Source organism: Vibrio sp. 1288 (assembly GCF_033344475.1).
The window spans coordinates 69596-94797 of sequence record NZ_JAWPOX010000001.1; the positions used below are offsets into that span (position 1 = coordinate 69596).

General features: G+C 46.0%; 15 protein-coding genes and 1 other annotated feature. Of the genes, 5 read left to right on the forward strand and 10 right to left on the reverse strand.

All coding sequences use genetic code 11. The features are described 5' to 3' along the window. Positions 1 to 17 precede the first annotated feature (17 nt). The 4 genes from thrC to thrL all read right to left on the reverse strand — a co-directional run bounded on the left by thrC (position 18) and on the right by thrL (position 4917). Positions 18 to 1298, reverse strand: coding sequence for a threonine synthase (thrC, locus tag R8O11_RS00315; protein WP_005381818.1), 1281 nt, complete (start codon positions 1296 to 1298; stop codon positions 18 to 20). Continuing rightward, positions 1295 to 2251: a homoserine kinase gene (gene thrB, locus R8O11_RS00320; RefSeq protein ID WP_017635074.1), complete on the reverse strand. Its 957-nt coding sequence runs from the start codon at positions 2249 to 2251 to the stop codon at positions 1295 to 1297. The genes thrC and thrB overlap by 4 nt, the downstream gene beginning before the upstream one ends. Before the next feature lie 20 nt (positions 2252 to 2271). Next, positions 2272 to 4731, reverse strand: coding sequence for a bifunctional aspartate kinase/homoserine dehydrogenase I (thrA, locus tag R8O11_RS00325; RefSeq protein ID WP_005381820.1), 2460 nt, complete (start codon positions 4729 to 4731; stop codon positions 2272 to 2274). A gap of 53 nt (positions 4732 to 4784) precedes the next feature. Next, positions 4785 to 4904: a sequence feature (Thr leader region), on the reverse strand. After that, positions 4840 to 4917 (reverse strand): thr operon leader peptide, encoded by a 78-nt coding sequence (thrL, locus tag R8O11_RS00330; protein ID WP_074192076.1) that lies wholly within the window; start codon positions 4915 to 4917, stop codon positions 4840 to 4842. It overlaps the preceding feature by 65 nt. 423 nt (positions 4918 to 5340) lie before the next feature. Between thrL and R8O11_RS00335 the strand changes: the two genes are divergently transcribed. Then, entirely contained in the window at positions 5341 to 5811 is a 471-nt protein-coding gene (locus R8O11_RS00335) for a hypothetical protein (protein WP_005381821.1), read from the forward strand. Here the strand turns inward: R8O11_RS00335 and R8O11_RS00340 are convergent. Continuing rightward, entirely contained in the window at positions 5808 to 6290 is a 483-nt protein-coding gene (locus tag R8O11_RS00340) for a putative 4-hydroxy-4-methyl-2-oxoglutarate aldolase (RefSeq protein ID WP_005381822.1), read from the reverse strand. The two genes, R8O11_RS00335 and R8O11_RS00340, sit on opposite strands and share 4 nt — an antisense overlap. 64 nt (positions 6291 to 6354) lie before the next feature. Then, positions 6355 to 6762, reverse strand: a complete 408-nt coding sequence (locus R8O11_RS00345; protein WP_005381823.1) for a DUF3293 domain-containing protein — start codon at positions 6760 to 6762, stop codon at positions 6355 to 6357. A 361-nt stretch (positions 6763 to 7123) separates the two neighbouring features. Here R8O11_RS00345 and arcA point away from each other — a divergent pair, with 361 nt between their 5' ends. Then, entirely contained in the window at positions 7124 to 7840 is a 717-nt protein-coding gene (arcA, locus tag R8O11_RS00350) for a two-component system response regulator ArcA (protein ID WP_005381824.1), read from the forward strand. An 85-nt stretch (positions 7841 to 7925) separates the two neighbouring features. Here the strand turns inward: arcA and R8O11_RS00355 are convergent, their stop codons facing one another. The 4 genes from R8O11_RS00355 to R8O11_RS00370 form a co-directional block, all read right to left on the reverse strand. Further along, positions 7926 to 8375 carry a hypothetical protein gene (locus tag R8O11_RS00355; RefSeq protein ID WP_005381825.1) on the reverse strand — a complete coding sequence of 150 codons (450 nt, stop codon included), beginning with the start codon at positions 8373 to 8375 and terminating at the stop codon, positions 7926 to 7928. Position 8376: 1 nt separating this feature from the next. Further along, positions 8377 to 10731 carry an aerobic respiration two-component sensor histidine kinase ArcB gene (arcB, locus tag R8O11_RS00360; RefSeq protein WP_005381826.1) on the reverse strand — a complete coding sequence of 785 codons (2355 nt, stop codon included), beginning with the start codon at positions 10729 to 10731 and terminating at the stop codon, positions 8377 to 8379. A 237-nt stretch (positions 10732 to 10968) separates the two neighbouring features. Then, positions 10969 to 12714, reverse strand: a complete 1746-nt coding sequence (locus tag R8O11_RS00365) for a GGDEF domain-containing protein (protein WP_005381828.1) — start codon at positions 12712 to 12714, stop codon at positions 10969 to 10971. A gap of 35 nt (positions 12715 to 12749) precedes the next feature. After that, positions 12750 to 13709, reverse strand: coding sequence for a TIGR01212 family radical SAM protein (locus tag R8O11_RS00370; RefSeq protein WP_005381829.1), 960 nt, complete (start codon positions 13707 to 13709; stop codon positions 12750 to 12752). Positions 13710 to 14259: 550 nt separating this feature from the next. On the opposite strand from R8O11_RS00370, the gene gltB (R8O11_RS00375) reads away from it, so the two are divergent. The 3 genes from gltB (R8O11_RS00375) to gltB (R8O11_RS00385) all read left to right on the forward strand — a co-directional run bounded on the left by gltB (R8O11_RS00375) (position 14260) and on the right by gltB (R8O11_RS00385) (position 25191). Continuing rightward, positions 14260 to 18810, forward strand: coding sequence for a glutamate synthase large subunit (gene gltB, locus R8O11_RS00375; protein WP_205390715.1), 4551 nt, complete (start codon positions 14260 to 14262; stop codon positions 18808 to 18810). Next, entirely contained in the window at positions 18810 to 20279 is a 1470-nt protein-coding gene (locus R8O11_RS00380) for a glutamate synthase subunit beta (RefSeq protein WP_318193826.1), read from the forward strand. The genes gltB (R8O11_RS00375) and R8O11_RS00380 overlap by 1 nt, the downstream gene beginning before the upstream one ends. Positions 20280 to 20727: 448 nt before the next feature. Next, a complete protein-coding gene (gltB, locus tag R8O11_RS00385) occupies positions 20728 to 25191 on the forward strand; it encodes a glutamate synthase large subunit (RefSeq protein ID WP_318193827.1) in 4464 nt (1487 codons plus the stop codon). The last annotated feature ends 11 nt before the right edge of the window (positions 25192 to 25202 follow it).

Below are 25202 nucleotides of genomic sequence, written 5' to 3' on the forward strand. Positions count from 1 at the left end.
TTACTATACTTTGAAGCTTACTGCACGCGGCGCAGTACTTGTTTCAATGCGTCAAAGTCTGCGTCGAGCTCTTCCGATAGCAGCTCCATCGCAGCGTGCTTCGCTAGTGGCGCAGGAAGCTCGATATCGGATTCTAGAATATCATCCACGACTTCTTTGAACTTCGCAGGGTGAGCAGTACATAGGAACAGACCGGTTTCACCGTCTTGCAATTGTTCTTCAAGCACTCGGTAAGCAATCGCACCATGCGGTTCGCATAGGTAGCCTAGAGCATGTAAATCTTTCACTGACTGTGCGCTTTGCTCATCAGATACTGCGCCTTTACCTAACGTCTCCAAGCCCCACTCTTTCACGCGGCACAGCTCTTCAATACGAGGCCAGTTGTTTGGTTGGCTCACGTCCATCGCGTTCGATGTTGTTGCGACTGTTGGTTTTGGCTCCCACTTACCTGTTTCTAGGTAGCGAGGAACAGTGTCATTGGCATTAGTTGCCGCGATAAAGCGTTTGATAGGCAAGCCCAGCGCTTTTGCCAGTAGACCAGCAGTTAGGTTACCAAAGTTACCACTTGGTACTGATACCACTAGGTTTTCACGCTCTTGCTTGCTCATTTGCGCAGCTGCTTCAAAGTAGTAACAGATTTGCGCCATCAAACGGCTGATGTTGATTGAGTTTGCAGAGTTCAGACCGATCTCTTCACGCAGTGCAGAATCATCAAAAGCTTGCTTAACCAGTGCCTGACACGCATCGAAGTCTCCATCGATCGCGACAGTATGGATGTTCTTACCAAGCGTACAGAATAGCTTCTCTTGCAGTGGGCTGATCTTACCTTTCGGGTAAAGAATCACAACGTTGATGTCTTCCATACCGTAGAAAGCATGCGCAACGGCTGCGCCAGTATCGCCGGAAGTTGCAGTCAGAATAGTGATCTTGCCGCCGTCCGAAACCGCAGCAAGAGATTGCGCCATAAAGCGACCACCAAAGTCTTTAAATGCAAGCGTTGGACCATGGAACAGTTCCAGAGCGTAAACACCGTCTTTGACCTGATTAATTGGCGCAGGGAATTGGAATGCAGCATCAACAAGAGCATTCACTTGCTCCTCTGTAAGTTCATCTCCAATTAACGCCGATAGAATCTTAGTGCTACGAGAGACAAAGTCTTCTGCAAGCAGCGCATCGATATCTTCAAATTTTGGTAATTCCGATGGGAAAAATAGGCCTTGATTGCGACCTAACCCTTGGCGAACGGCTTGGCCAAAGGAAACTTGTTCATCATTTTCTTTTATATTGTAAAGCTTCATAGCTCACTTCCTGTTACTTTCGAACCCTGCTTATCTAGACGACAAACGTGGACGAATCCTTCTTCGTTTTGTACGTAGTTTTGTTCTAACCAGCGAGCAACTCGCTCAGCGACATCTTTCTCTTTGCAAATACTGAACAGTGTCGGACCACTGCCAGAAATACCGGTTGCCAATGCACCCGCAGACGCTGCGTATTGACGTGCATTCGCAAAACCTGGAAGCAGTTTCTCACGATACGGTTCTGCGATCACGTCTTTGATCATTTTTGCAGCAAGTTCTGGCTGACCAGAATGACACGCATGAATAAAGCCCGCAAGGTGGCGACCATGAGCGATGATATCTTGTCGGCGGTATTGAGATGGTAGGATCTCACGCGCTTCCGCCGTTGATACCTTGATACCCGGATACGCCATCACCCAGTACCAATCATCAAAGCAAGGCACTTCTTGACTGATGATACCCAACTCTTCAAGCATCAGTTGCACACCACCAAGGTAACATGGCGCAACGTTGTCGTAGTGAATACCACCAGAGATCTTGCCTTCCATCTCTCCCATCAGCGCTAGTAATTCTGTCTCGTTAAGTGGCTGTCCATGGAATCGGTTCAATGCATCTAATGCAGCAACGATAGAACATGCACTTGAGCCTAAACCAGAGCCAATTGGCATGTTCTTTTCTAGCGTCATCTCAAGTGGTTTTAGCTCAACGCCTTTTTTGTCTAACTCACGAGCAAACACAAGCCAACAGTCGTAAACGATGTTCTCTTTTGGTTCAGTTGGCAATTTCTCAACAAAATCACCCGCCGTTTTAAGGCTGAACGGATCAGCCCCAGATTTCACCAATACACGGTCACCCAATAGTGTACCATCCACTGGAGACACGGCAGCCCCCAGCACATCAAAGCCAACGCTTACATTACCAATTGATGCTGGGGCATAAACCACTACATCCATATCACTTGAACTCATTATTGTTATACCCCTAGTTTCCAACCTAAAGTACGCATCACGTCAGAAAATACACCCGCAGCCGTTACTTCGGTGCCTGCACCATAGCCACGTAACACTAGTGGGATTGGCTGATAGTAACGGCTGTAAAATGCCAGTGCGTTTTCACCGTCCTTGATTTTATACATTGGATCGTTTTCATCCACCGCTGCGATGCTTACTGTGCACTTGCCCTCATTAATCTCACCAACGTAGCGCAGTACTTTGCCTTCTTCTGCTGCCTTTGCAGATAATTCTTTAAAGTAAGCGTCTGCTTCAGGTAAACGCGCCATAAATTCATCAACGCTACCAGAATCATCAAAACCTGGTGGCAGTGCTTGATCAACCACAACGTCTTCTAGTTCTAGAGACATGCCTGCTTCACGAGCCAGGATCAGAAGCTTACGCGCAACATCCATACCAGAAAGGTCATCACGAGGATCCGGTTCAGTAAAACCATTTTCTTTTGCGATATTAGTTGCTTCACTTAGGCTCATACCTTCATCTAACTTACCGAAGATGTATGACAGAGAGCCAGAAAGAATACCGCTGAAGCGCTCTAGCTCATCACCCGCTGAGATTAGGTTTTGCAGGTTTTCGATTACCGGTAGACCCGCCCCCACAGTTGTTTCGTACATCAGCTTGCGACGAGAGCTGCGCGCAACATCGCGAAGCTGATGGTAGTAAGCCATGCTTGCTGTATTTGCTTTTTTATTTGGTGTAACGACATGGAAACCAGCAGCTAGGAAATCAGCGTATTGATTCGCAATATCTTCACTTGATGTACAGTCAACCAATACTGGGTTGATGATGTGGTTACGTTGAACCAAAGAAATCAAACGCGCTAGGCTGAACTCTTCTGTCGCTGCCGACATACGATCACGCCAATGATCGAGTGGCAGACCTTCACTATCAAGCAGAAGACCTTTGCTGTTTGCCAAGCCACACACGCGAATAACGATGCCTTTTTCCGCAAGCTTCGCCTGTTGACGCTCGATCTGATCCACCAGCTCACCACCAACGCCACCAATACCAACCACGAATACGTCTAAGAAGTGCTTAGAGTTGAATAGGTTTTCGTGACACGCTTTGATCGCTTCAGAGATTTTATCTTCAGGAATCACGGCTGAGATAGCACGCTCAGATGAGCCCTGTGCGATGGCTACAATGTTTACGTTCACTTCAGCAAGAGATGAGAAGAAGCGAGATGCAACACCGCGCGATGTACGCATGCCGTCACCAACCAACGTTATGATTGAAACATTATCAATAAACTCGACCGGCTCTAATAAGCTATCTTTCAGTTCCAACTCAAACGCATCGGCCAGTACTTGTTGCGCTTTTGCTTTATCTTCTGCCTCAATACAGAAGCTAATGCTGTACTCAGAAGAAGACTGAGTAATAAGAACAATAGACACACCAGCGGAAGACATTGCGCCAAATACGCGGCTTGCCATGCCAACCATACCCTTCATACCTGGGCCGGAGACGTTAACCATAGTTAGGTCGTTTAGCGTCGTGATACCTTTGATCGCCAGATTGTCTTCACCAGTGTCTTGCCCAATCAAAGTTCCTGCACCTTGTGGGTTAAAGCTGTTTTTGATCAGACATGGGATGTGGAACTGTGCGATTGGGGCGATGGTTTTCGGGTGCAGAACGGAAGCACCGAAGTAAGAAAGCTCCATCGCTTCTTGATAGCTAAGAGATTTAAGTAGGCGAGCATCTTCGACTAAGCGAGGGTCACAGTTGTACACACCATCTACGTCTGTCCAGATCTCACAGCAATCTGCGCGCAGACACGCCGCAAGAACCGCCGCCGAATAATCAGAGCCATTGCGACCAAGTGTTACCAATTCACCTTTCTCGTTACCTGCGGTAAAGCCAGGCATGATATTCACATGGCCCAGAGGAAGAGGGTTTTGGCGGAAGTTTTGCGTTGAAACATCTACATCGACCATGGCTTCAAGGTGATCACCTTTTGCGTATAGGTATTCAACTGGGTCGATAAGATGTGCAGGCTGGCCTTTGGCTTCTAACACCGCTTTCATCAATTGAATCGAAACGCGTTCGCCTTTGCTAATAATACGTGCATTAACATTGTTTGGGCACATGCCAAGAAGATTGATGCCATGAACGAATTGGCGTAATTGAGAGAGAGAAGTTTTCACTTGGTTATCGAAAGCTGAACCATCGATATTGGGTAGTACTGCTTGGACTTGAGTGAAGAGCGTTTTAAACGACTCCTCCAACTCTTTGATTTGTAGTTCTGCTTCACCATTGCGCAATGCGCCTTCAATGACCGCAACCAATTTGTTTGTTGTTTTACCAGGAGCGGAAAGAACAACCGCCACTTCTTCTTGTTGAGCGTTATTGGCAATAATGTCTGCCGCTCTCAAAAAGCGATCTGCATCAGCTAGTGATGATCCGCCAAACTTCAATACTCGCATCCCTTCCTCCGGTATATCTTCTTAAATTTGTCTAAATTCTGGATAAAAAAGCATAAAAAAAGACCTGTATCTTGTTGGATACAGGCCTTTTTTGTGAATTTCTTTCGCTCAGCAGCCTGCCCCAACATGTGTCGTGTCGGTAATAATAATGGTCGTGGTCATTACTACTAGGCTGTTAGATGGCATAAATAAATATTCAACGTTAATTGTGTTTGCTTAACTCTACGTTTACCGAGTTTCTGATACATAGTCAACAAAAAATTGTTTGTTTTTCCATCTTTCAGAGAATTCTGCTAAGCAATGTCATTGATATTTATAGTTAATTACACATTATTGATCATTTAAAAATCTACAGTTAGTTTTTGTAAAGGACTTAACCATCATCACCAGTTCGGTTTTTTATCTAATAACTAGTCTGATCTTTGCCATAAAACGTACGATCAAATAATTCGAGAGGGTTGTGACACATAACAACAACTTAACTGTGACTTATGTTCATAGGATCGAATTATTTAGAAAATAGGTGAGCTAGCTTTCATATTCTATGCTTTAATAGTGAGAAGCTTTGGGCGCATACTAATAAAAAAGTTGACACAAGGAGTGGTGAACATGAAAAGAGGGCTTTTTCTGTTGCTGTTTTTTGTGCCTGGTGTTTGTCTAGCAAACGAGCTTCCGCCGCTTCCAGGTAAAACATCCCCTTCTCCTCATAAACTATTCATTTCCAGCGACAGTTATCAGTCTGACAGTTTTGATGTTTGGAATATCGATACGGGTTACGCTTACGAACTTTTTGATTCGGTAGACGTTTATGTCGGTGCGCGAGTCAATAACTCTCCTACCAAAAATCAAAGTGGTTTTTTGAGTGGGATCAGCTATCACTTTAATGATCGTGTCACGCTGAAAAGTACAGTTCGCTCTTACAAGAACGAAACAGCGGAAGGTATTCGCCAAGACGACAGTAGCCTCGCGGCTGAAGTATCAAGTCGCGTAAAAATTACCGATAAACTGGATCTTCACGCGACTCTTGATTACCAAGATTGGCAACAAGGCTTTGAGGTTGGTTTAGGCTTTCGTTTTTAGAAGTCCAGCTTTTGCTTAGAAATCAACACACCGTTCCAGTCCGCGTAAACGTAGTGCTTAGGTTGAACGATTTGGTTTTGCATCGTTAAGGTTACGTTTACCTCTCCTATCCCGCGTTTCTCTGTTTTAAACGGGTTAGTTCCAAGAGCTTGAACGCCAATGTCCATTTGAGATATTTGTGCTACGTCGCGTATTGCACCATAGACAATGATACCTTCCCACCCATTTTCTATTCCGAGTATCGCTAATTGATCGCCGAGTAATGCTCTCTGACACGATCCATGTCCGTCAACAATCAATACTTTACCCGTTCCATCTTCGCCCAGTACTTCACGCACTTTCGAGTTATCGTGATAGCAGCGCACCGTAACGATTTCACCGTAAAAAGCGCTACGTTGACCAAAGTTCTGCAATGGTAAAGTAAGCAAGCTCACTTGGTCTTCAAATTGGTCACAAATATCGGGTGTAATGTCTCTCATATTTCCTCCGTGAATTTTCTCACCCAAGCGGTGCTTCAGTGAGCAGTATCCTTTTCTATACCTTCTATACGAGCCGAGGTTTAATGGAGCCTAACGTATGAAAAACTTTCGGCTGCGAGCACGCAATAAGATAAAGTTGGTCATTAATGACGTAATAAATCGCGTTTTGTTGAAAGTCACTCGCCAATTCAACGGCTACCTCTGGCGACAACTCGACGGCAAAGCTTTCCTCATACCATGTAAAAGCGCTATCACCTACCGTGACAGGCGCGTAATTAACGTGCTGTAGCTGTTTTTCTAACGCGTGATTGTTTATGCTGTTCTCTTCTTTGGACCTCAAGTTACTGTATGGGTTCCAAGCGGTTATCACAGCATAGTTTGAAACACGCCACTCGGCTTCGAATCTGAAAAAAGATTCTGAATAAGCATTCCATAACGATGCGTCTATGTTCTTATTACTTTTTTCTATCATAAGTCTTAAACGATTAATAACAGTTACATTTCATCAATTGATATAAATCAACAAACTGAATGGAATTAACATTTGAGCATTGTTAGCATGCTGTTAACAATATAAAATCCGCTCAATATCTTAGGGTGTTTACGTTTCAGGCCCCACTGAAAGCAGGAAATGAAAGGTAAACAAGCCCTTTAGAATAAACGTCGCCATTGGATACTGGTGAGTTGGCAAAATTCCATGGAGGGCGGATAACTGAAAGAAGTGTTTTTTTGATCAACTTGATTTATTATCAAAATCACATTACCTGTATGTTATATTTTTGCCTAGAATTTATTCTATTAGCACAATTTTGTCACAAATTTAGGTACCGCCAATGCAAACCCCGCAGATTCTTATCGTTGAAGATGAGCAAGTAACTCGTAACACTCTTAAGAGTATTTTTGAAGCAGAGGGATACGCTGTTTTTGAAGCCAGTGACGGTGAAGAGATGCACCAAGTGTTGTCTGATAACTCAGTCAACTTGGTTATTATGGACATTAATCTTCCAGGCAAGAATGGCCTTCTACTAGCGCGTGAATTACGCGAGCAAGCGAACATTGCTTTAATGTTCCTGACAGGCCGTGACAATGAAGTAGACAAGATCCTAGGTCTTGAGATTGGTGCAGATGACTACATCACTAAACCATTCAACCCACGTGAACTAACTATTCGTGCACGTAACCTACTTAGTCGCTCAATGAGCTCTAACGCGGTGCAAGAAGAGAAGCGCTCGGTAGAAAAGTATGAATTCAACGGTTGGGTACTAGACATCAACAGCCGCTCTCTAGTAAGCCCTGCTGGTGATAGCTACAAGCTACCTCGCTCTGAGTTCCGCGCATTACTGCACTTCTGTGAGAACCCGGGTAAGATTCAAACTCGTGCAGATCTTCTTAAGAAGATGACTGGTCGTGAACTTAAGCCACACGACCGTACTGTAGACGTAACGATTCGTCGTATCCGTAAGCACTTTGAGTCTGTTTCAGGTACGCCAGAAATCATCGCCACTATCCACGGCGAAGGTTACCGCTTCTGTGGCGATCTAGAAGACTAGATTTAACCGCTAATATGCAAAGGGCTTGCTCATTGAGCAAGCCCTTTTTGTTTTAGGTCTAACGACTAATGCAACATCATTGCGGTTAATAAACCTTGTTAATCTTCACGTACTTTTCGACTAACCAACGCTGTTTACCCGCATCGTCTAGAAGCACTGCGATATCAACCGATTTTTCTGTGTTCACATCAATGTGAGACGAGAACGCCACCTCCCATCGGCTTTCACTGTGCGTTCGAGTATCTAAAGACGCACTGTCCACCAACCACTCTTTTTGCCCCTGTTTAATAATAAGAGCTTCTGCCGTTAGATTTGCAGGAAGTAACTGATCTCCTTCGAGGTAAAGTGCACCTTGAATACTTTGCTCTTCCACGTCCCCAATATTCGGCATGAGGTTCACCCATAAATTACTTTTGAGCTCAACATTAACCTCATTAATCGTAATCTGACTGTTTTGTTGCCAATTCACATTTGGAACGGAACTACAGCCTGCCATCAATGCCATGGCTAATGCCAATGGTGCGATTCTTTTCATGTTATTTCCTTTGTTCCAACCAACTTTTGAGGACTTGAATATCGTTTTGGTATTCATTTTTGATCTCTTCAACCCAGTCTGAAATGTTTTCCCACCATGCTGGCATATCGGGCGATTGCGCTTTTTGCGCCACACTTTGGATACGTTTCAGGCCAATTGAACCTGCAGCACCTTTGATTTTATGCGCTTCAGAAACAATCCCATCTTGATCTTTCGCTGTCATGTTCGAATCTAAGACATCGATATAGTCTGGCATCATATCTTCAAACATTTTTATGCTGTCGTAGACAGGTTTTGCACCAACAATGTCGACGTAAGACTCTAACATATCCATATCGAGCAAATGTGTCTCAATCACAGGAGAAGGCACTGGCTCTTCCACTGTTTCGGGACCGCTCACCACTTCCTTAGGTTGTTCTAACTGGTGAGCGAAGAATTTATCAATCACTGACTGAATAGCATTCACTGCCAGCGGCTTACTGATCGCATCATCCATGCCGTTATCTAAGTATTCACGACGATCTTTCATTACATTAGCAGTTAAGGCGACCAATGGAGGAAGATTGTTATAATGCTTGCGGTAATAATTGGCGACATCAAAGCCCGTCATATCAGGCAGTTGGATATCCAACAACGCTAAGTCGTATTTTTCTGGCACAAAGTTCACTAACGCTTCTTGGCCCGTCATTGCCACGGTGACAGAGTGCCCTAGGCTCTCTAGTAACGATTTAGCCACAGTTACGTTAAGCTCGATGTCTTCGACCATAAATATGTTGAGGCGCACATTGTCGCGTTTCGCATCAATGACTGGCTCAGCTAGTTCAACAATCGGAACGTGGATCGATACAGTAAAAGTGCTACCAAAGCCTTCCTCACTGGTAACCGTAATGTCACCATCCATCATATTGATCAGTTGCTTAGATACCGCCAAACCAATACCTGTACCGACCGCATGCAGGTTGTCCTTGCCTGATTTCACTTGGTAGTACATCGCAAAGATCTTATCTAGCTCTTCGTCTGGGATACCAATACCTGTGTCTTCCACTTCCATAATAATGGTCGCAAAATCGTCTTCGACATCCGCGCTCACTGTCATCACAACGCCACCTTCCTTGGTGAACTTCATTGCGTTGCTGACCAAGTTCCAAATCACCTGACGTAGACGGGTTGCATCCACTTCAATTGCTTTTGGCAAGTCGCTTAAACGTTCTAAGTCAAAGCGTAACCCTTTTTGTTCCGCCATCAGAGCTGAGATACTCTCAATCTCTGCGACGAAGTCTTCGAAGTTAAGTGGCGCAGGTAATAGTTCTAACTTACGGCGATCAAATTTATCCATATCGATAATATCGTTGAAGATGTTACCTAGAGTAATCGCACTCACATTGATGGTCTGCATGTGTTTACGCTGCTCTTCTGTCAACGGACTATCTAGAAGCATACGACTTAAGCCTACAATGCCATTCAGCGGCGTTCGCAGCTCATGACTGATGGTTGAGATGAAGGTAGTTTTGTCGCGGCTTGCTTTCTCTAACGACTCTTCATGGCGCTTACGTTCAGTGATATCACGACCGAACCCAACGAGACCAAGGTGGCGGCCATCTTTGCTGTAAAATGGCACTTTACGCAGCTCAAAGTAATGCTTGCGACCATCTGGGTATTCGAGCCATTGCTCGTAAGTAATCGCTTGATTATCGGCAAAAACCTTTTGGTCAGTATCAACGATATGCTCGGCGATTTCTTTGCTATACACATCCCAAGGGCTTAATCCGACTAACTGGTGCTCTTTCTTGCCCGTTAGCTCTTCCATCGCGCGGTTACAGCCAGAGAAAACACCATCCGCATTGCGGTAGTAAATTAAGTCTGGTGAGGCATCAATAAATGAACGCAGTAATGCGGTACGTTCTGCCAACTCTAATTGAGTACGTTCGCGTTGGAACACCTCATTTTCGAGGTCTTGCATCGCCTCTTCACGTGCTTCTTCCGCTTTAATACGCTCTTCAATTTCTTGGTTAAGCTTTTCAATGTTTTGTTGAAGTTGGTAATTCAGCTCTTGATCTCGCGAACGCATGTCCTTCAGTTTGGACACCAGCTTAGTTAAACGCTGGCGAGACTCTTCTAGTTGATCGACAACCACAGAGAGGAAGTAAACCGCCCAAGGGGTGATCAATAGACCAAAAAACACCGAACGGACAATATCGATATCATCTACTCGCCCTTTGAGAGCTAAAGTAATCCCTACCTGCACCACAACAGCTAATGCCACCAGCGCAAGGGCTAGCAAAATAGAGAAGCGAACAATCCCCAGTTTGACTAGCAAGTCGACATAATACTGGGCGAGGTTTTTCATGGGTTTCATTAACTACTCCATGGTGGTGGCTAGATAGCGCCATTCGATGATGAAAAACAGGTAAATGCACTCGACCTAACGCAATTTAGGTCTGTTTGATTAGTGAAAAACACACGGTGCGATCTGCGCTTGTGACACGAGATAGAAAGATAAACCAACGAGCGCACAGGCTTCTGTAAGTTTAACGTGTTTAATACGGTGATTTAAACAATCAGCTATCAACTTAGAGCAAGCGGTCACAAAGCGTTAGCAAGAACTGGGGTGAATACAGGTGCGATTACGTCCATCAGCTTTAGCTTGGTATAACGCACTGTCAGCCATAGCGATGCCCATTTCGGGTTCATCACCATGCTGAGGAATGTAAGAGACCAGACCGATACTGACGGTAAGGCGTTCAGATGCTTCTGAACTGTCGTGTTCCATATCAAGCTGTAGAATTTTCTCATGAATACGCTGTGCTACGTTGCGCGCACCTTCCGTGGTGGTATTCGGCAAGATAAAACCAAACTCCTCGCCACCATAACGCGCAACACAATCCGAAGAACGATTGATGACTTGTGTAAACACGGTAGCGACACTGACTAACGCTTCATCACCTTGTTGGTGACCGTAACAGTCGTTGTAATCTTTGAAAAAGTCGATGTCACATAACATGATGGTGAGCGGCAGCTTTTCTCGAGCGTGGTGGTACCACAATACCTGCAGTTGTTCGTCGAAACGGCGTCGGTTCGATACTTGAGTTAAGCTATCCATAAAGCTCAATTTTTCTAACTCTAGGTTGGCTTTTTCCAACTTTTGTTCTGCAAGATAACGCTCAGAAATATCACGCGCCATGATCAGCACACCATTCGTTCCTGATGCTTTATCTTTAAAAGGCGATTTCACCACATCAAACCACGTACTTTTACCATCACTACTCACGACTTTATCTATGTATCGAACTGGCTCTAACTGGCGTAATGCTTCTAAGTCACTGTCTGCTAAGCGCGCGTACATCTCTTTAGGAATCACGTCTTGGAGGCGCTTACCTATCAAATCAGAAATTTTTGAAATGCCTAACGCCTTAACAAAAGGCTGATTACACGCTTGATAGACCATGTTCTCATTGAAAATACCAATAGAGTCCGGACTGGCATCCAGAATCGTTTGTAAGATAGTATCTCTTTGCGCTAGCGCCACCTCTGTATCTTTGCGACGCTCCATTTCATCTCGCAGATTCTGTTGCATCTTGTGCCATTCAGTCACGTCATGACTAATAGACAGCGTACCGATAAGCTCACCACTCGGCGAAACAAGAGAGTTTTGATTGACTTCCAATAAGCAACTTCGACCTTGTGGATCCGTTGTCCATTTACGTTCGCTTTTTCTGGTCATCTCACCCAAGGCCTTGGATGCGCAAGCTTCTTCCCTTCGCCCTTGCCAGAATTGATCAAATGCTCGATTGGTCGTTAATAGATTGCCTTGGCGGTCTTGGGTACAAATCAGCTCTGAAAGTGAGTCTAATGCCGAACGTGCGATGATTAATTGGGCAAGTTCTTGTTGCTGCTCTTGGTGAGTGGCTTGATATGGCTGAGCATAAAGAATCCAAACTCGATGATTGCGCAATAAACTCTTTCTGCCTGACAGCTCCACTTTAATAGATTCACTATCAGATAGTCGCCAGTCAAAAGCCTGCTGACGAAAATGACGACTAGAGAAGCGATCGAGAAACTGCTCAAGCTCATGAATATCGAATAAAGCAGGATACAAATACCCCGTTCCCAAAGAGCGAATGCCTAACAACTGCATCGCAGCCTGGTTAGATAGCAAGAGCTGAGCATGGCTAGTGTCCACCACTATGACTGGATAGGGAGAATCCGTTACTAGTTGCTTAAGTGATGTCTGAAAGTGCAAATAGATCAGTGCTAACGCGCACACGCCTGCGATTAACAACAAGACGACATAGCCATAACCGCCTTGACCACCCCAAAGCCAATTGAGTAACTGATCCATCGTTTAAACCTTCAAAGAACACTGGTTAAAATATATCAGTTATTTATTGAGCGATCTGCTATTAATTCCGGTTTAGTATAGATAAAGGCATTCCCCGTAAGGCTCCCTTGAGCACCATGAGCACTGAGATCTCGACCAATTTCCGTCATCGCTAGCCAACGGTTTTCACACCACAGAGGCGATAATAACGTGGGCCTCCTGGCTGCTGATGAAACGCGATGATAAATCACATCTGGTGGTGTCATACGAATCATTTCACTGGCGATCGCAACATATTCTTCTAATTCAGGGGCTTCTAGCTTTCCAGCACGCCAAGCTTTCGCCATGGTGCTACCTTCGACAATATGCAAGCCATGTAACTTGATGCCATCCGTTCCCACGGCCAACACTTTTTGCAGCGTTTCAATATTTTCGGCGCGGGTTTCTTTGGGTAAACCCACAATTAAGTGAGTACAAACCTTGATTCCGAGTGTTCGAGCACGCTTAGTGATTTCGGCATAACACTCAAAGTCATGACCACGATTGATACGTTTGAGGGTGTCGTTGTTGGCGGTTTGAAGACCTAGTTCTAGCCAAATTTCATAACCTTGCTGTACATAGCCCGACAGTAAATCCAATACCGCATCAGGGACGCAATCAGGACGCGTCCCCACACAAAGACCAACCATGTCTGCAGCCTTTAGTGCTTCCTCATACATGTTTTTGAGAACTTGTACTTCTGCATAGGTACTGGTGTAGGCCTGAAAATAAGCGAGATACTTCTTCGCTCTGTGAATTTCACCTGCGCGATCTTTTAACTGTTCGTGAATGCTTTTTATCTGGACTTCTTCATCTGCAAACGAAGCCACATTGCAAAATGTACATCCTCCCCGCCCAATCGTGCCATCGCGGTTAGGGCAACTAAATCCACCGTGCAATGTTAACTTATGAACCTTTTCACCGTATCGACGCTGAAGATCTTGGCCGATTGTATTGACCAACTCATGTAACTGCATAAATTCTCACCAACAATAAATCGTAATCAATCTCACTACGATCTATGTAAATAAATTACATCCCTGCAAGAAAAAACACACAATATTAATCAATTCAAACACCCATCATGCAGGTCAAAATCAATAAACTTGCATAATTAAAGACAAAAATCGTTCATGTTGCGTAAATGTTAAACTAAAATGCATAATTAAACGAAAAAATTGGGTCACAACGCCGACTTTTTCATTGCATTCTGAAGTGACAAAATTGTAGGATACTTACACAACCCCGTTATTTTTGTGACTTTTATTACAAAGCACACTGCGGGATTTGTCGGTGTTATCCCACTCCTACCTATATAAATCACTAGATAGTGATAATAAATAAAGGGATACCACCAAGGATTGTTTTTCTCGCAAAACTTTTCCTGCGAGATACGGAAAGGAATCAAGACCGGTCAACCTAGATCGGTGGCGATAATAAATATAAAGGACAAGACGTAATCAATAGTCTAGGTAGTATTTGCTGCCCGGTACTTTTGCGTCGACATTGAACTGGAAGGATGTATCTATGGTAGATAGAGAGCAAAATCCACAGGGTCTGTACACTCCGGAACTGGAGCATGACGCTTGTGGTATCGGTTTTGTTGCTCACCTTAAAAACCGTAAATCTCATGAAGTAGTGACTCAAGCATTGGATATGCTGGCTCGCATGGAACACCGTGGTGGTCAAGGTTGTGACCCATGCAGCGGTGACGGTGCGGGTATCTTGCTACAAAAACCTCATGAATTCCTATTAGAAGAAGCCGTTAAGCTAGGCATTAAACTGCCTTCGTTTGAAAAGTATGGTGTTGGTGTCGTTCTTTTCCCGAAAGACGAATACAAACGCGAACAATGCCGTGACATTCTAGAACGCAACGCACAGCGTCTAGACCTTGAAGTTATCGGCTACCGCGTATTACCAACCGACAACTCCATGATTGGTGCCGACCCTCTAAGCACAGAGCCTCAATTTGAGCACGTGTTTATCTCCGGCGGCCCTGGCATCACGCCTGAAGAGCTAGAGCGCAAACTGTACGTACTTCGTAACTATACTGTACGTGTTTGCCTAGAAAGCGTTTCGAACATTGGTGACGACTTCTACATTAACTCCATGTCTTACAAGACATTGGTATACAAAGGTCAGTTAACGACCGAGCAAGTACCTCAGTACTTCCTTGATCTACAAAACCCGACCATGGTGACTGCACTGGCGCTGGTACACTCTCGTTTCTCTACCAATACCTTCCCGAAATGGCGTCTTGCACAGCCTTTCCGTTACATTGCCCACAACGGTGAAATCAATACAGTTCGCGGTAACTTGAACTGGATGAAAGCCCGTGAAGCAATCCTAGAATCAGACCTGTTTACTCAGGCTGAAATCGACATGCTTCTTCCAATCTGTCAGGAAGGCAGCTCGGATTCATCTAACTTCGATATGGCACTTGAGCTCCTAGTTCTTTCTGGTCGCAGCCTGCCACACGCATTGATGATGATGATCCCGGAAGCATGGCAAGAAAACAAAAACATGGATCCTAAACGTCGCGCGTTCTATCAGTACCACGCGAACATCATGGAACCATGGGATGGTCCTGCTTCAGTATGTTTTACTGATGGTGTTCAAGTTGGTGCGACACTAGACCGTAACGGTTTGCGCCCTTCTCGCTACACAGTGACCAAAGATAACTTCCTAGTGATGGCATCTGAATCTGGTGTTGTGGATATTGAACCAGAGAACGTAGAGTTCCGTGGTCGTCTACAACCGGGTCGTATCTTCGTTGCAGACCTAGAACAAGGTCGAATCATCTCTGATGAAGAAGTGAAAGACACCATCGCAACGGCACAGCCTTACGAGAAGTGGGTAGAAGAAAACCTACTGAGCTTGAAGAAGCTGCCAGATGCGAGCAACCAGTTCAGCCAACCTAAGCCAGAACACCTTCTACACCGCCAACAAGCGTTTGGCGTAAGCACTGAAGAAGTGAACGAAATCATCGTTCCAATGGCGAATGATGCGAAAGAGCCATTATCAGCAATGGGTGCCGACTGGCCTCTTGCGGTTCTATCTCATCAGTCTCAACATCTTTCAAACTACTTCAAGCAGCTGTTCGCACAGGTAACTAACCCACCGATCGACCCGATCCGTGAGCGTATGGTTATGTCGCTGAACACTTACTTGGGTAAAGACCAAAACCTTCTGACTGAAACACCACTTCACTGTCAGAAAGTAGAATTGGAATCGCCTGTTCTAGCCAACTCTGAGCTTGAAAAACTGCGTGCGATCGATAACGAGCACCTACAAGCGAAAACGTTGGATATCGTATTCCAAGCTAGTGAAGATCAAGGCAAACTTGAGCGTGCATTAAAACGTATCTGCCAATACGCAGAAGACGCGGTTATCGATGGTTATTCAATCATCCTACTCACTGACCGCGCAGTGAATTCAAACCACGCGGCGATCCCAGCAATGCTGGCTGTTGGCGCAGTGCACCACCACTTGATCCGTAAAGGTCTACGTGCGAAGTGTGACATCGTGGTTGAAACTGGTGACGCGCGTGAAACGCACCACTTTGCAACGCTACTTGGTTACGGTGCGAATGCGGTTAACCCTTACCTAGTGATTGAAACCATCATTGAACTTCAACGTACGAAGAAGTTGGATCCAGAAGCGAACCCGCGCGATCTGTTCAACAACTACCGTAAAGCGATTAATGGCGGTCTTCTGAAGATCTTCTCGAAGATGGGTATCTCGACGCTACAGTCGTACCATGGCGCACAAATCTTCGAAGCCTTGGGCATCCACAAATCCGTGGTAGACAAATACTTCACTGGTACGGTTTCTCGTATCCAAGGTCTCACCCTTGATGATATCGCCAAAGAAGTGCTGATCCGTCACCGCATCGGTTACCCACAACGCGAAATCCCAATTCAAATGCTGGATGTTGGTGGTGTTTACCAATGGAAACAGCGTGGTGAAAAGCACCTATTCAACCCAGAGACTATTTCTCTACTGCAAGAGTCTACGCGCAACAAGAACTACGATCAGTTCAAGCAATACGCGACAGCCGTAGATAAACAAGGTGACAACGCGGTAACTCTGCGTAGCCAGCTAGAATTCATTAAGAATCCAGCCGGTTCTATCTCTATCGACGAAGTCGAGCCAATTGACAGCATCGTGAAACGCTTCGCGACGGGTGCTATGTCATTCGGTTCTATTTCTTACGAAGCACACTCCACACTGGCTGTTGCGATGAACCGTCTTGGCGCGAAATCGAACTCTGGTGAAGGTGGTGAAGACCCAATGCGTTTCGAGCGCAAAGAGAACGGCGATTGGGAACGCTCTGCAATCAAGCAGGTGGCTTCAGGTCGTTTCGGCGTAACCTCTTACTACCTAACTAACGCTGAAGAGCTGCAAATCAAAATGGCTCAAGGTGCGAAGCCAGGTGAAGGTGGTCAGCTACCAGGCGATAAAGTAGATGACTGGATCGGTGCAACGCGTCACTCGACTCCGGGCGTTGGCCTTATCTCTCCACCACCACACCACGATATCTACTCAATCGAAGATTTGGCTCAGCTTATCTACGACTTGAAGAACGCGAACCGCGCAGGCCGTGTAAACGTGAAGCTGGTATCAGAAGCAGGCGTAGGTACGATCGCTTCTGGTGTAGCGAAAGCGAAAGCGGACGTTGTACTAATCGCAGGTTTCGACGGCGGCACAGGTGCATCACCAATGTCTTCAATCCGCCATACCGGTCTTCCTTGGGAACTTGGCTTGGCAGAAACGCACCAAACGCTACTGAAGAACGGTCTACGTAACCGTATCGTGGTTCAAGCAGATGGTCAGATGAAGACACCTCGCGACCTTGCAGTGGCAACACTACTTGGTGCAGAAGAATGGGGCGTAGCAACCGCAGCATTAGTGGTTGAAGGTTGTATCATGATGCGTAAGTGTCATAAGAACACTTGTCCTGTTGGTATCGCGACTCAGAACAAGACGCTTCGCGAGCGCTTTGATGGCCGCGTAGAAGACGTCGTTACCTTCTTCCAATACATGGCACAAGGTCTACGTGAAATCATGGCTGAGCTTGGCTTCCGCACTATCGATGAAATGGTCGGTCAAGGTCAGAAACTGAAGATCCGCCAAGACATTTCTCACTGGAAATACAAGAACCTAGATCTGTCTCCTGTTCTCCACGTTGAGCAACCACGTGAAGCTGATGGTGTATTCAACCAAGCTCAACAGAACCACAACCTAGAAGAAGTGCTAGACCGTAAGCTGATTCAAGCAGCGATTCCTGCACTAGAGAAAGGCGAAGCGGTGAATGCCGAGTTCCCTATCGTCAACACGGACCGCTCTGCAGGTACCATGTTGTCGAACGAAATCTCGAAAGTGTACAAAGATGCAGGTCTACCTCAGCCAATGAACGTGAAGTTCAAAGGTTCTGCAGGTCAGTCATTCGGCGCATTCCTAGCTAAGGGCGTGAAGTTCGAAGTGGAAGGCGACGCGAACGACTACTGGGGTAAAGGCTTATCCGGCGGTACTTTAGTACTTTATCCAGATGCGAAATCAAGCATTGTCGCGGAAGACAACATCGTGGTTGGTAACGTGTGCTTCTACGGTGCAACTTCGGGTGAGTCTTTCATTCGTGGTATGGCTGGTGAACGTTTCTGTGTTCGTAACTCAGGCGCGAAAGTAGTAGTAGAAGGCGTCGGTGACCACGGTTGTGAATACATGACTGGCGGTGCAGCCATCATCCTTGGGTCAACAGGTCGTAACTTTGCCGCAGGTATGAGTGGTGGCGTGGCTTACATATGGGATAAATCAGGTGACTTTGAGTCAAAACTGAACCCAGAGTTAGTAGACCTAGATCCAATCGAGCAAGAAGACAGAGATCTATTACTCGACATGCTAACTAAGCATGTTCAATTCACAGGAAGTGAAGTCGCTCAGTCTTTCCTAGACAACTTTGAAGCAAGCCTAGCCTCTATGGTTAAGGTAATGCCGCGTGACTACAAAGCGGTTCTTCAAAAGCGTAAAGCTGAAGCACAGTCTCAAGGAAACGAAACTCAAGTGGAGGCCGTATAATGGGTAAGCCTACTGGATTTTTAGAGCATGGTCGTGAACTACCACAGAAGATCGACCCAGCTGAACGCATCAAGAACAACAAAGAGTTCGTTCTGAACGAGGAGTTTGGTGACAAGATCAATACTCAGGCTTCTCGTTGTATGGATTGTGGTGTGCCGTTTTGTCATAACGGCTGCCCTATCGGTAACATCATCCCAGAGTTTAACGATGCGGTTTATCGTGATAGCTGGGAAGAAGCTTGGAACATTCTAAGCTCAACCAATAACTTCCCAGAGTTCACTGGTCGTGTTTGCCCTGCTCCGTGTGAAAGTGCTTGTGTACTTGGCATCAACCAAGATCCAATCACTATCTGTAATATCGAGAAAACCATCGTAGAAACGGCGTATCGTGAAGGGTACGCCAAACCAAAAACACCACGCTCTCGCACTGGCAAAACCGTTGCGATCATTGGTTCAGGTCCTGCTGGCCTTGCGGCAGCAGAGCAGCTAAACAGCGCTGGTCATACTGTGACGGTATTCGAGCGAGACGAGAAAGTGGGCGGTCTGCTACGTTTTGGTATCCCAGACTTTAAACTGAGCATGGAAGTCATTGATCGCAAGATCAATCTAATGGCAGAAGCTGGCATTGAGTTTAAAGTAAACCAACACGTCGGTGTTGATGTAAATGCTCAACAATTGCGTCAAGAGTTCGATGTGGTTCTACTAACCGGTGGCTCAACGGTTCCACGTGATTTGCCCGTTCCGGGTCGTGAACTAAAAGGCGTTCACTTCGCGATGGAATTCCTAGGTCAAAATAACCGCCGTGCCAACGACATGGATCTTAAGGGTGAAGAACTTCACGCCGCGGGTAAACACGTTGTCGTTATCGGTGGTGGTGATACGGGTTCTGACTGTGTAGGTACATCAAACCGCCACGGTGCAGCAAGCATCACTCAGGTTGAAATCATGCCGATTCCACCAGAGAAACGTCCTGCCAATATGCCATGGCCACAGTACCCGATGATCCTACGTACTTCGACGTCTCATGAAGAAGGCGTTGATCGTCACTGGAATATCCTAACCAAAGAGTTCATCGGCAATGACAAAGGTGAAGTTACCGGTCTTCGTTTAGCTGATATCGTTTGGCAAGATGCGAAACCAGGCGAGCGTCCAAGCTTCAAAGAAGTAGAAGGCAGCGAGCGTGTGATTCCATGTGATATGGCATTTCTAGCGATGGGATTCCTACACCCTGAACCAACAGGCGTACTTGCTCAACTGGATATCGCACTAGACGATCGCGGTAACGTAGCAACTCAAGATTTTGCTACTAACCAAGAAGGCGTATTTGCTGCTGGTGATATGCGAACAGGCCAATCTTTGGTGGTTCGTTGTATCAATGAAGGCCGCGAATGTGCCCGTGCTATCGATGATTACCTAATGGGTGGCACAAACCTAGAAGCAAAAGCAGATTCACTGATGCGTTCTGCTTAACGAAGCAGTCATGCTTCTCTCTTTCAATTGCCTAATAGCCATCAGCAATATCGATGGCTATCGGTGAAGAAAGAAAACAATTCCTTCCAATCTTTCTATTTTGACCAGCATTTTATGCTGGTCTTTTTTATCTCCCACAGAATCAAATGTTACTTTTTTGTAACAATCAATTTTCTATCTATTTGAAATTATTAAACTATTTTAGCTTATTAAATGGTAAATCGTATATTCACGTGATGATCCACTAATAACTTGACCTTTTTTACAATAAGCTATAGCTTGTGAAGTTGATGAAAATAAAACACTCAAAAAATGTTAAATATTTCACAACTTTTACTGAATAATTATACATAAAGCTATAAAGATGACGCATAGTTAGTCATCGATATCAACGTAAGCAGTGTTGATATATCTGTCGGGATGACGGATAAGCAAAGGGAGAATTGCAATGGCTCTTTATGATCCAAGTCTTGAGAAAGACAACTGTGGATTTGGCTTGATCGCGCATATGGAAGGCGAACAAAGCCACAAGCTGGTACGTACAGCAATTTCTGCACTTGACCGCATGACTCACCGTGGTGGTATCGCCGCCGATGGTAAAACTGGTGATGGTTGTGGTCTTCTATTACAAAAGCCCGATTCCTATTTACGTCTTATTGCCGAAGAAAATGGTTTCAACCTTGGCAAGCAATACGCCGTAGGGATGATTTTCTTCAACCAAGATCCAGTCAAAGCTCAACTCGCTAAAGACATCGTCAACAAAGAACTGGCGCAAGAGACGCTAACTGTGGCTGGTTGGCGTGAAGTACCAACTAATTCAGAAGTACTCGGTCCAATTGCGGCCAACTCGCTTCCAAATATTCAGCAAGTCTTTGTCTCTGCACCGGCAGGTTGGCGCGAACGCGACATTGAACGTCGTCTCTACATCGCACGCCGTCGCATCGAGAAACAAATCACCGAAGATCCGGATTTCTACATCTGTAGCTTATCGACTCAAGTTTTGGTGTACAAAGGCCTATGCATGCCTGCGGACTTACCGCGCTTTTATCTTGATCTTGCCGATCTACGTATGGAATCTGCTATCTGTCTGTTCCACCAGCGTTTTTCTACCAACACTCAACCGCGTTGGCCATTAGCTCAACCGTTCCGCTACCTTGCTCATAATGGTGAGATCAATACCATTGAAGGTAACCGACAATGGGCACGCGCTCGTGCTTACAAGTTCTCGTCACCACTGCTGCCTGACCTACAAACTGCAGCACCGTTTGTGAACGAGACAGGCTCAGACTCGTCTAGCCTAGATAATATGCTAGATCTCTTTTTAGCTGGCGGCATGGATATCTTCCGTGCCATGCGTATGCTTGTGCCGCCAGCATGGCAAAACCACCCTGACATGGATCCGGATTTGCGTGCGTTTTACGATTTCAACTCCAAACACATGGAACCATGGGATGGCCCAGCAGGTATCGTACTGTCCGATGGTCGTTATGCTGCTTGTAACCTAGACCGAAACGGTCTACGTCCTGCGCGTTATGTAATTACCAAAGACAAGTTGATCACTCTGGCGTCTGAGGTAGGGATTTGGAATTACGCCCCAGATGAAGTTGCCAAAAAAGGTCGTGTAGGTCCGGGGGAATTGCTCGTCATCGACACTCGTAAAGGTAAGCTTTGGCAATCTAGCGAGATCGATAATGACCTGAAATCTCGTCACCCTTATCGCGAATGGATGGAGAACAACGTTCGCAAACTAACACCGTTCTCTCAGCTGCCTGAAGATCAAGTAGGTGAGCGCAGCTTTGATGAAGACTTGCTTAAGACTTATCAAAAGCAGTTTGCTATGAGCAATGAAGAAGTCGATCAAGTATTGCGTGTCCTCGGTGATATGGGGCAAGAAGCCGTCGGTTCGATGGGTGATGACACCCCGATGGCGGTTCTTTCTTCGAAAGAGCGCTTGGTGACTGATTACTTCCGTCAGAAGTTCGCGCAGGTCACCAACCCACCAATCGATCCACTGCGTGAGAAACACGTCATGTCGCTGGCGACCAGCATCGGTCAGGAAATGAATGTCTTCTGTGAAACCGATGGCCACGCGCATCGTGTAACCTTTGATTCTCCAGTACTGCTCTATTCTGACATGCAGCAACTACTAGAGCTGAGTGACGATCATTACCGTAATACCATTCTCGATATCAACTACGACCCACAACAAAAAGATCTTAAACAAGCCATTAATGATCTGTGTGAGCAAGCAGAGCAAGTCGTTCGTGAAGGCACGGTTTTAGTGGTTCTTTCGGACAGAGCCTTGGTCAAAGGTAAGTTACCAATTCCGGCAGCAATGGCAGTCGGCGCCGTTCAAACTCGTCTGATTGACGCGAACTTACGTTGCGATGCCAACATTGTTGTCGAAACCGCAACAGCCCGTGATCCACACCAATTTGCCGTCTTGCTTGGTTTTGGTGCCACTGCGGTTTACCCATACCTTGCTTATGAAGCGTTAGGTAAACTGATTGATGATAAAGCGCTAGAGAAAGACTACCGCGATGTGATGCAAAACTACCAATACGGCATCAACAAAGGCCTGTACAAGATCATGTCGAAAATGGGGATCTCAACCATCGCCTCTTACCGCTGCTCACAACTATTTGAAGCAGTTGGCTTGAGCCAAAATGTGGTCGATCTGTGTTTTAAAGGCGTCACAACTCGAATTGAAGGCGCGAATTTTGAAGACTTCCAGCAAGATCTTACAAACTTATCTCGTAAAGCATGGGCGAAACGCAAATCGATTGATCATGGCGGCTTGTTAAAGTACGTCCATGGAGGTGAGTATCATGCTTACAACCCGGATGTTGTCGGCACGCTGCAACAGGCCGTTAAATCTGGCGAAAGTAACGACTATCAGAGCTTTGCTAAGCAGGTAAACCAACGCCCTGTTGCCATGCTGCGTGACTTAATGTCGCTGAAAAAATCAGACTCACCGCTGCCACTTGAGCAAATAGAACCACGCACTGAACTGTTCAAACGCTTTGACTCAGCGGCAATGTCCATTGGCGCACTTAGCCCAGAAGCGCATGAAGCACTTGCAACGGCGATGAACCGTCTTGGTGGTTACTCTAACTCGGGTGAAGGCGGTGAAGATCCTCGCCGTTTCGGTACTGAGCGTAACTCACGTATCAAACAGATTGCTTCTGGCCGATTTGGTGTAACGCCGCATTACCTGACTAATGCGGATGTACTGCAAATCAAGGTGGCACAAGGTGCGAAACCGGGTGAAGGTGGACAGCTACCAGGACACAAAGTCACCGCAGAAATCGCAAAACTGCGTTATTCGGTACAAGGCGTGACTCTGATCTCCCCTCCTCCGCATCACGATATCTATTCGATTGAAGATTTGGCCCAGCTGATCTTCGACCTTAAACAAGTCAACCCGAATGCGCTGGTTTCGGTAAAACTCGTCTCCGAGCCAGGTGTCGGCACCATCGCAACGGGTGTAGCCAAGGCTTACGCTGATCTTATTACCATTTCGGGTTACGACGGTGGTACCGCAGCAAGCCCATTAACTTCGGTAAAATACGCTGGTAGCCCTTGGGAGTTGGGGTTGGCAGAGACACAACAAGCTCTGGTTGCTAATGGTCTGCGTCATAAGATCCGCCTACAGGTAGACGGTGGTCTAAAGACTGGTTTAGACGTAGTTAAAGCCGCAATTTTAGGTGCAGAAAGCTTCGGTTTTGGTACTGCGCCAATGGTCGCTATGGGTTGTAAGTTCCTACGAATTTGTCACCTCAACAACTGTGCAACTGGGGTTGCGACTCAAGACGAGACACTGCGTAAAGAATACTTCAAAGGTCTACCAGAAATGGTGATGAATTACTTCATCGGCCTGGCAGACGAAGTGCGCGGATTACTCGCCGAACTTGGCGTTGAAAAGCTGACGGACTTGATTGGTCGTACCGATTTACTTGAGGCAGTAGAGGGATTTACAGCGAAACAGACCAAGCTGGATCTATCCAATATTCTAGAAGCTCCAGTATCACCTGAGGGCCATCCGCTATTTTGGACAGAGCCAAACAAACCGTTTGATAAAGCTGAGCTCAACCAAAAGATCGTTGATGATGCCATGCATGCGGTCGAAAACAGTCAATCGGCAAGTTTCTTCTACAATGTCATCAACACTGATCGTTCTGTTGGTGCACGCTTATCTGGCGAAATAGCAAAACGCTATGGCAACCAAGGGTTGGCGGCTTCCCCTATCAAAATCTATCTTGACGGCACCGCAGGCCAGTCCTTTGGTGTTTGGAACGCAGGTGGTGTAGAGCTTTACCTCACGGGCGATGCGAACGACTACGTGGGCAAAGGCATGGCGGGTGGTAAAGTGGTTATCAAACCTCACCTTGGCACTGCATTTAAGTGTAATGAAGCAACCATCATTGGTAACACCTGTCTGTACGGCGCGACCGGCGGTAAACTATTTGCAGCCGGTAAAGCAGGTGAGCGTTTCGGCGTACGAAACTCAGGTACGATAGCCGTCATTGAAGGTGCTGGCGATAACGCTTGTGAGTACATGACTGGCGGTATTGTTGCCATTCTTGGTGCGACAGGTGTGAACTTTGGCGCGGGTATGACTGGAGGCTTTGCCTATGTTCTGGATGAGAACCAAAGCTTTGAAGGTCGAGTTAATACTGAGTCTGTCGAAGCCATCTCATTGTCCGATCTTTACATCCACCAAGAACATTTGCGTGGCCTAATTGCGGAACACCTTGAAGAAACAGGGTCGAGTCATGCTGAAAATATTTTGGCGAACTTTGATGAATGGATTCCAAAGTTCTATTTGGTGAAACCACAAGCGGCAGATCTTCGCACGCTACTTGGTCACCAGAGCCGCAGTGCCGCAGAGCTGCGTGTTCAAGCACAGTAATCATGGAGGAT